Annotated in this window: 7 protein-coding genes; 5 read left to right on the forward strand and 2 right to left on the reverse strand. The window is 75.9% G+C overall.

Going from position 1 to position 8,514, the window contains the following annotated elements; all coding sequences use genetic code 11:
* Positions 1-418 precede the first annotated feature (418 nt).
* Positions 419-1,153 (forward strand): bifunctional DNA primase/polymerase, encoded by a 735-nt coding sequence (locus HCJ92_RS19560; RefSeq protein WP_167934928.1) that lies wholly within the window; start codon positions 419-421, stop codon positions 1,151-1,153.
* A gap of 139 nt (positions 1,154-1,292) precedes the next feature.
* Here the strand turns inward: HCJ92_RS19560 and HCJ92_RS19565 are convergent, their stop codons facing one another.
* Positions 1,293-2,252, reverse strand: a complete 960-nt coding sequence (locus tag HCJ92_RS19565) for an SCO2278 family lipoprotein (RefSeq protein WP_209311345.1) — start codon at positions 2,250-2,252, stop codon at positions 1,293-1,295.
* 157 nt (positions 2,253-2,409) lie between these two features.
* On the opposite strand from HCJ92_RS19565, the gene HCJ92_RS19570 reads away from it, so the two are divergent.
* Entirely contained in the window at positions 2,410-3,243 is an 834-nt protein-coding gene (locus HCJ92_RS19570; RefSeq protein WP_167934930.1) for a CDP-alcohol phosphatidyltransferase family protein, read from the forward strand.
* On the opposite strand, the gene HCJ92_RS19575 is transcribed toward HCJ92_RS19570, so the two are convergent.
* Positions 3,221-3,685 carry an FAD synthase family protein gene (locus HCJ92_RS19575; RefSeq protein WP_167934931.1) on the reverse strand — a complete coding sequence of 155 codons (465 nt, stop codon included), beginning with the start codon at positions 3,683-3,685 and terminating at the stop codon, positions 3,221-3,223. The genes HCJ92_RS19570 and HCJ92_RS19575 overlap by 23 nt on opposite strands.
* 373 nt (positions 3,686-4,058) lie before the next feature.
* Here HCJ92_RS19575 and HCJ92_RS19580 point away from each other — a divergent pair, with 373 nt between their 5' ends.
* From HCJ92_RS19580 to HCJ92_RS19590, 3 genes are all read left to right on the forward strand, one after another.
* Positions 4,059-5,381 carry a glycosyltransferase gene (locus HCJ92_RS19580; protein WP_245241021.1) on the forward strand — a complete coding sequence of 441 codons (1,323 nt, stop codon included), beginning with the start codon at positions 4,059-4,061 and terminating at the stop codon, positions 5,379-5,381.
* On the forward strand, positions 5,378-7,123 hold the full coding sequence (locus tag HCJ92_RS19585) for a lipopolysaccharide biosynthesis protein (RefSeq protein WP_209311347.1): 1,746 nt from the start codon (positions 5,378-5,380) through the stop codon (positions 7,121-7,123). Before HCJ92_RS19580 ends, HCJ92_RS19585 begins: the two co-directional genes overlap by 4 nt.
* A gap of 99 nt (positions 7,124-7,222) precedes the next feature.
* Positions 7,223-8,514, forward strand: a 1,292-nt coding sequence (locus tag HCJ92_RS19590; protein ID WP_245241023.1) for an MATE family efflux transporter, incomplete at its 3' end; no start/stop codon positions are given.

The following is an 8,514-nucleotide window of genomic DNA, read 5'->3' on the forward strand; positions in this document are numbered from 1 at the left end:
GGAGCACCGCCCGCAGGTCGGCGCCGAGATCGCCGGTGTCCGGGACCGCGGCGTCCTCCGCGCCCTCCCCACCCCCGCTCTCGGTGAAGGCGTCGAGCAGCACGGCGGCCGGTCGTGGCCGCGCCGCTCGCCGTGCGGCGGCCGGAAAGCGCCGTTCCCGGGCGGCCCGGTCCCGCCGGGCGCGCCCGTGGGTTAGCGCCGGGGCGCGTCCCCGGGCCCTGCCACGGTGGGCCGGACGGCCCTTCCGTCAAGCGGGACGGCCCGGCGGGCGGGCGGTCGTGGTGCCGGGTGACGCACGTCATCCGGCCTTTCGGGCCGGTCCGATTACGCATTCCCCAGCCACACAGGGCAGGATGGCCCCAGTCGCCACCCCAGCCGACGCGGGCGGCCCTCGATGAAGTGAGGCGGTACCGGGCTCATGGAACGCGAGAGCAGGATGCCCCGCTGGCTGCGACGTGGTGCGAGGGGCGCGGCAGCCGCCGACGCCGCCGTCGCACGACGCCGCGACGAACTCCTGCTCGCCGCCGAGGCGGGTTTCCCGCTCGCTCGCGCCGCCCATCCGCAGGACTACGGGTGTTCGTGCGAACGCATCGGCTGTCCCACCCCGGGCCGGCACCCGGTCTCCTTCGCCTGGCAGACGGAGGCGACCACGGACCCCGAGCGGATCGGCCGCTGGTTCGACGCCGACCCCGCGACCAACGTCATCACCCCGACCGGCCGCGTGCACGACGTCCTCGACGTACCGCTCGCCGCGGGGGAGGCCGCGCTGGCCCGGCTGGAGTCCGAGGGGGTGGAGCTCGGGCCCGTCGCCGTCGTGGACCCCGACCGGATGCTGTTCTTCACCATGACCCGCGCGCCGGACGACGAGGAGGAGTGGTGGCCCTGTGAGCTGGACTGCCACCCCGAGACCCTGGACGAGCACCCGGGGCTGCGCTGGCACTGCCGCGCCAGTTACGTGCTGCTACCGCCCTCGCGGGTCCCCGGCGGGGGCGGCGTGCGTTGGCTGCGCGGTCCCGAGCACCCGCTGCCCGAGCCGCTGAAGCTGCTCGAAGCACTGACCGACGCCAACGCGGAGGCCAACGCCGCCGATGAGGCCCGACAGGGCGCCGACAGTGTCGGCCGCGACGAGCCGGTCGGCTGGTACGGCCGCTGAACCGGGCTCCGGGTGCCCTGGTCCGAGCGACCCCACCGAGTCGCATCCCGGCGGTGCGCCGTACCCGTCGGCCCCGGCCCGCCCGGCGAGGCGCGGCCGGCCGCCCCCCGGGCGGGACCCCGGTGGGCAGCGGTGCGGTTCACTCGCCGGAGGCCGAGACCACTCCGAAGACCCGCGAGACCACCTCGACGCCCTCGCCCTCCAGCCTCGGCAGCAGCGCCGCCTGCACGCTCATCCGCCGGGTGGTGACGGACCGGGACGCCTCGCCCTCCAGCAGCGCCTCCACGTACTCGTCGATCACGGGGGTCTCGCCCTCGGCCCAGGTCTGCTTCTCGTGGTGCTCGGCCGAGAAGAACACCAGGGCGCCGTCCTCCGTGCGCAGCCCGAACGGCACCGAGTGCGCCCGGCCCCCGGTGCTGTCCTGGTACTGCACCACGTAGGCGGCCTCGTTGCCCGCCTCCTCGCGGCGCTCCCGCTCGCCGGAGGTGAGCGGGCCGTCCTCGTAGGGGCCCTCCCCGTCGGAGAGGTGGTCGACGTACCCCTCGGCCAGCTCCGACGGGCTCATCGCGAGCTCCTCGGCGTCGTCCTCCGGCACCGCCTCCGCCCAACCGTCCTCGTCCCGGGTGAACTCCGGCACCTCGTCGGCGTCGAAGGTCAGCAGGTAGGCCGCGCGCCAGTCCTCCGTGACCGCGTTCCGGGTGAAGACCATGAGCCAGCGGGCGTCGCCGCGGTTGGTGGCGGTGTCCACCACGAAGTGCTTGGGCCAGCCCGCCTGGCGCGGGATGTGGAAGTGGGAGTCCTCGAACTCCATCGGCACGTAACCGGGGTTGCCCTCCGGGTGGACCGCGCCGCGGGCGCGGTGGCCCGCCGAGTTGATCGCGGCCAGCGCCCCGGCGTCCGCCGTCTCGTTCAGTTCCGCGTCGTAGGCCGGGTTGACCTCGTTCTTGATCTCCGCGTACCGCTCCAGCGCCTCGGCGGCCTCCTCCTCGGTGGTGGCCGGGAGTACCGCCTCCTCGCCGCGCACCGTCACACAGCCCGCCAGGGACATCGTCACGGCCAGCCCCGTCAGGGCAGCCGTCAACCGTCCTCGCACCCGCATGGTGGAGCCCCTCCCCGTCACCTCGTGTGCCGCGGGCACGGCCGGCCCCTGCCGGTCCGGACGCGCTTCGGCCGCCGCATAGGAACGGCGCCCCGCGGACAACTCCCGCATGGGATGATGCCGCACGCGGCGCCGACGACCTGCCAGGGGGTACGCGATGACGGTTCAGGCGGAGCCCGGCGGAGGTGTGCCCCCGGTCGGTTTCCGGGAGGCGCTGACGCGGCTGCGGGCGGCGCAGAAGTCCGCGAAGGGCGTCTCGCTCTACTCCCGCCACGTCAACCGGCCGGCGGGCAGGGTGCTCGCCGCCGCGGCGTACCGGGCCGGGCTCGGGCCCGACCAGGTGACGCTTGCCAGCGCCGCCCTCAGCTTCGCGGGCATCGCCCTCGTCGCGCTGCTGCCGCCGTCCGTCGCCCTGGGGGTCGGGGTGTACGCGCTGCTGGTGGCCGGGTACGCCCTGGACTCCGCCGACGGCCAACTCGCGCGGCTGCGCGGGGTGTCGGGGCCCTCCGGCGAATGGCTGGACCACGTCGTCGACTGCGTGAAGATCACCGCCCTGCACTCCGCCGTCCTGATCTCCTGGTACCGGCACGGCGACCCGCCGCACCCGGGCTGGCTGCTGGTGCCGCTGGTCTTCCAACTCGCCGCCGTCACCACGTACTGCGGTGGACTGCTGACGGAGAAGCTGAAGCCGCGACCCGCCCCGGGTGCCGCGCCCCCGCGGCCGTCGACGGTCCGGGCGGTCGCGCTGCTGCCGGTGGACTACGGCGTGGTCTGCCTGGTCTTCCTCCTGCTGGGCTCGCCGGCCGCCTTCCGCCTCGGATACGCGGCGCTGGCCCTCGCGGCGGTCGTCCTGCTGGGGGGATTTCTCGCCAAGTGGTACCGCGAACTGGCCGATGCGCCGTCGGTACCGGTGTCGGCCCCGGTCCGGGGGCCGCGGGCGGGGGAGCCCGCGGCGGCTCCGGAGGAGCTCAGCTCTCCGCGGACCGGATGACCGGCGCCGCGGCGGGAGCGGGCGCGGAGAGGGCGTCGAGCGCCCCGCGCAGCTGGGTGCTGGAGGTGTGCACGGTGTAGGGGAAGTAGACGACCTCGACGTCGACACCGGCCATGGCCGCCTCCAGCCGGTCGCCTTTGGGGGTGCCGCGCCAGTCGTCGCCCTTGAAGATCACGTCGAACCGGACCCGGCGCCACATCTCCAGCTTGTCCTGGGAGGTGTCGACGAACGCGGCGTCCACGAACCGGATCGACCGGACGATCTCCAGCCGTTCCACTAGGGGGATCACCGGCGGCCTGCCCTTCATGCCGGTCGCCGCCTCGTCGGAGACGACACCGGCCACCAGGTGGTCGCAGCGGGCTCGGGCGTGGCGGAGGATGTTGAGGTGCCCGATGTGGAAGAGGTCGTAGACCCCGGGCGCGTAGCCGACGGTGTGCGACATGGCGTGACCCCCGGTCCTCGCGGCGCGGTGGCCCGGCGCTCCCCGCGTCGGTGCCGCGCCTGTTCGCTGTCGGGGCCGACGATAGCGGCTGCGGGACCGCGGCAGCGGGGGATCGGCACAACCCGTGGGGGAGCTCGCGCGGTACGGCCGGGAACGATCGGCGCGGAGCGTACCCGACGTAGCCCTCCCCAGAACGCTGACACGCCGTCGGGTTCTGCGGATAGTCTGAGCACGGAGCGCTGTCAGGGGAGGCAGGGCCCGGGGGAGGAGTTTGACGTTGCGCGACACTTCCGTCGATCCGGTGGCCGGTGACGAACCCGGTCCCGTCCACCGCTCCCGGTCGGCCGGCGCCGCCGCGCCCGCCCGGGAACGCCTGTTGCTCGTCTCCACCAACTACGCCCCGGAACAGGCCGGCATCGGTCCCTACGCCACGCAGGTGGCCGAACACTGGGCCGCGGACCGGGGAGCCGAGGTCCACGTCCTCGCCGGCATCCCCCACTACCCCGCCTGGCGCCCCGACCCCTCCTACCGCGGCCGGTGGCGCGCTACCGACGAGCGGTCCGGGGTGCTCGTCCACCGCCGCCGCCACACCGTGCCGCGCCGCCAGACCGCCGTCCGGCGCGCGCTGTACGAGGCGTCGATCCTGACCCACGGCCTCATCGCCCCGCCGCGGATGGGGCGGCCCGACGCCGTCCTCGCGCAGATGCCGAGCCTCGCCGGCGGGGTGCTCGCGGCACGGATCGCCCACCGCCACGCGGCCCCGTTCGTACCGGTGGTGCAGGACCTCATGGGGGCCGCCGCCGCGCAGAGCGGCATCTCCGGCGGCGGGCGCGTGGCGGGCGCGGCGGCGGCGCTGGAGGGCCGGGTACTGCGCGCCGCGGCGCTGGTCGGCATCATCCACGAGACCTTCCGGGAGCGCGTCCACGCGCTGGGGGTCCCCGCCCACAAGGTCCGGCTGGTCCCCAACTGGTCGCACGTCGCGCCCGCGGGCGACACCCGGGAGGAGACCCGGGCCCGCCTCGGCTGGTCCGGCCGCACCGTGCTGCTGCACGCGGGCAACATGGGGCTGAAGCAGGGGTTGGAGGTGCTGGTCGAGGCCGCCCGGGTCCGCCCCGCGCTGCACGTGGTGCTCATGGGCGATGGCAGCCGCCGGTCCCATCTGGCGACGTTGGCGGCCGGGTTGCCCAACGTGCAGTTTCTGCCGCCCGCCGAGAGCGGCGACTTCACCGACGTCCTCGCCGCCGCCGACGCCCTCGTCGTCACCCAGCGGGCATCCGTGCTGGACATGAGCGTCCCCTCCAAACTCACCTCCTACTTCATGGCCGCACGGCCCGTCATCGCCTCCGTCGCGCCGGAGGGAGGCACGGCCGAGGAGGTGCGCCGATCCGACTCCGGGTGGGTGGTGCCGCCCGAGGACCCCGCCGCACTCGCCGCAGCCGCGGCGGAGTTGGCCGAGGACCCCGCCGTCGCGACCGCCCTCGGGGCCCGCGGCTTCGACTACGCTCGGGCCCATCTGGGCCGCGAGGCGGGACTCGGCCGGATCTCCGCCCTCCTCGACGAGGCGATCCTCGAGCACCGCTCCACCGCACGGCACACCACCGAACACCGCGTCGCCGCCGGCCGCTTCCCCCGACGCGCCCGCGGCGCGCACCCGGGACCGGACCAGCAGTCCGGCAGGAAGGGGAGCCGGCCGTGAGAGAGGCGACGGCACGCGACGAGGTCCGCGGCGGCCCCGGCCACGACGAACCGGACCTGCTCCGCGACCAGTTCCGGCAACTGCTGCGCTACCGGCTGCTGATCGCCGCCGGCGTCCTCGCCGGCACCCTCGGCGGCGGCTACCTCGGGGTCGCCACCAGTGACACCTACATCGCGACCAGCGAGATCGTGGTCCGCGCACCCGCCAGCGACCCGTTCGACGGCACCTCGCTCGACCGCGTCGCCATGGGCTCCGAGCGGCGCACTGCCGTCAGCGACACCGTCGCCCAGCTCGCCGCCACCGAGCTGGGCCGTCCCGAGGACGAGGCGGACGACCTGAAGGAGGACCTCCAGGTCACCAACCCGCCCAACACCGAGGTGCTGCGCTTCTCCTACACCGCCACCGACCCCGAGACGGCCGCCGGCCGCGCCAACGCCTTCGTCCGGGCCTACCTGGGCAACCGACAGGCCGCGGCGGAGGACCTCGTCGACTCGATGGCCGGCGCCCTCCAGGAGCAGCGCACCGCGCAGGAGGAGCGGCTGGAGGAGACCGAGGAGCAGATCAGCGGCGCCGTGGACGGCACCCGCGCGCAGGAGGAGGCGCTCGCCTCCCGGGCGGCGGTGGTGGCGCGCATCGGCGAGATCGACGCACGCGTGGGCGAGTTGCGGTCGCTGGACACCTCCGGCGGCCGGGTCATCACCCGGGCCGCCGTCCCCGACTCGCCGTCGGGCCCGGGGCTGCTGATGCTGCTGGTCCTGGGAACCGCGGTCGGCGTCGGCATCGGCCTGCTCGCCGCCTGGATCCGGCTGGTGTTCGACCCCCGGGTCCGCTCCGCCGGGGACGTCGCCCGCGAACTGCGGGCACCGGTGCTGGGGGTCCTGCCGCGCACCGACCGCCCCGCCCCCGGCCAACTCCTCGCGGAGGGACGGCTGGCGGAGGAGTACCGCTCGGTCGCCTTCCGGCTCGCCTACGACGAGGCGTTCGCCGGCCGCCGGCGACTGCTGGTGGTCGCCCCCCGCGGCACCATCGAGACACCGCTGGTCACCTCCGTCAACCTCTCGGCCGCCTTCGCCGAGATGGGGATGGACGCCCTGCTCATCGAGGCCGACCTGCGGACCCCCAGTCTCACCGACCAGCTGCGCCACGCCGACGGCGTACGGCCCGGCTGGGTCTCCACGCCGGGCAGCGACGGCGGCTGGCCGGCCGGTCTGCGGGTGCCGATCGACGCGGGCGAGTCCGGTGTCTTCGACCTCGTGCCCGGCCGCCGGGTCCGCAACGTGCCCCGCGCGCTGACCTCGCCGCCCGCCAGCCACCTCATCGGCCACGCCGACACCAGAGGGGCGGTCGTCACCGTCCTGGCGCCCGCGGTCCTCTCCTACGCCGACGCGATCGCCCTGGTGGACCGGGTCGACGGCGTCCTGGTCGTCTGCGACCCCCACGAGGTGCGCCGTGACGACCTGGCCAGGGTGAGGGAGCTGGTCGTCGGCGCCGGCGGCGCCCTGCTCGGAGCGGTGCTGCACTCGTGGGGGAGCGGCAGCGACCGGCAGGAGGAGACCGAGGAGGACTTCCACGACGACGAGTTGGAGGCCGAACCCCGGGCACGCGCGGGCCGGGTCCCGCCCCGTCAGCGACCCGCCGGCGACAGCCGCGTCCCCGTGCCGCACCGCGATGTCGGCTCGGAGACCATGGGGCTGCGCATACTCGACCCGGACGAGTTCGACGGCCGCGGCCCGCGTGACTGAAGGCGCCGGGCCCGCCGCGCCCGACCGCGCCGCCGGGGCGGGCCGCCCCCGCACGCGGCGTGGGGCCGCGCGCCGCCGGGCGGTGGTCCGGTGAGGCGGCTGCCGCCGCGCGGCGCGATGGCGGCGTCCGTCGCCGACCAGGGCGTCGTCGCCCTCACCGGCATCCTGGTGGTGGTCGTCGCCGCGCGGCAGTCCACCGCCGCGGAGTTCGCGGCCTTCGCCGTCGTGTACACCGTCGCCACCGTGCTGACCGGGCTCTCCGCCGCCTGGGTCGGGCAGGCCCTCGTCCTGGGCCGCGGCGCGGACGCCCGCCTCCACGCCGAGGCACGGGGCGCCGCACTGTTCACCGCCCTGGCGGCCACCGCCCCGGGCGCGGCGCTCCTGCTCGCCGGCGTCGTCGTCGGCGGACCACTCGGGGACGCGTTCGCCGCCCTCGGCGCGGTGCTGCCACTGGTCCTCACCCAGGACACACTGCGGTACGGATTCTCGCTGCTGGGAGCGGCCCACGGCGCCCTGGCGGCGGACGTCCTCCGACTCGCCGTCGCGGTGCCGGCGCTGGCGCTCCAACCCGCCGGGGCGGGCCCCGCCCGGCTGGTCCTGGTGTGGGGGCTGTCGGCGCTGCCCGCGCTGCTGCTCGGCGCGGTGCTGCTGCTCCGCGCCACCCGCGGCGCCCGGCCCACGCCGCTCACCGCACGGCTGCGGCGCGACCACCTCGGCAACCGGTTCGCCGCCGAGTTCGGTGTCGGTCAGGCGGGCACCCAGCTCGCGATCGTCGGGCTCGGCCTCTTCGCCAACCCGCTCGCCGTCGGCGCGCTGCGCGGCGCCGCCACGCTCTTCGGGCCGCTGAACGTGTTGTTCAACGCGGCCAACGGGTTCGGACCACCGCAGCTCAACCGGGTCCACGCCGACGAGAACAAGGCGCGCGCCGCCGCCCTCGCCGCCGGGGTGACGGCCCTGGTGGCCGCCGGCTGGGGCGCGGTGCTGTTCCTGCTGCCGGACGCCGCCGGCCGGGCGGTGCTGGGGGAGACCTGGGACGCGGCGGTCGCGCTGCTCCCGGCGACGGGCGTCCAGTACACGGTGATGGCGCTGGGCGTCTGCGGGCTGGTCACCCTGCGAGTGATCCGGCCCCGCGCCACGCTCCCGATCCAGGTGGCGTTCTCCGCGCTCTCCGTCTGCCTGCTGTGCGTCGGGTACGCGCTCGGCGGGGTCATCGGCGCCGCCTGGGGGCTGTGCGCCGGCTCCGCCGCCAAGAGTGCCGCCGCCTGGCTGCGGGTGCGCACCGAGCTCCGCCGCCCGGGGTCCGGCGGCCCCGGGGCCGCTCCGCTCGCCCCGGTCCCTCCGCCCGCGTCGAGCGCCGCGGACGCCTCTCCCGGTGCTCCGCCCACCGGCTC

The organism is Streptomyces spiramenti (genome assembly GCF_012034385.1).
GTDB classification, from domain to species: domain Bacteria; phylum Actinomycetota; class Actinomycetes; order Streptomycetales; family Streptomycetaceae; genus Streptomyces; species Streptomyces spiramenti.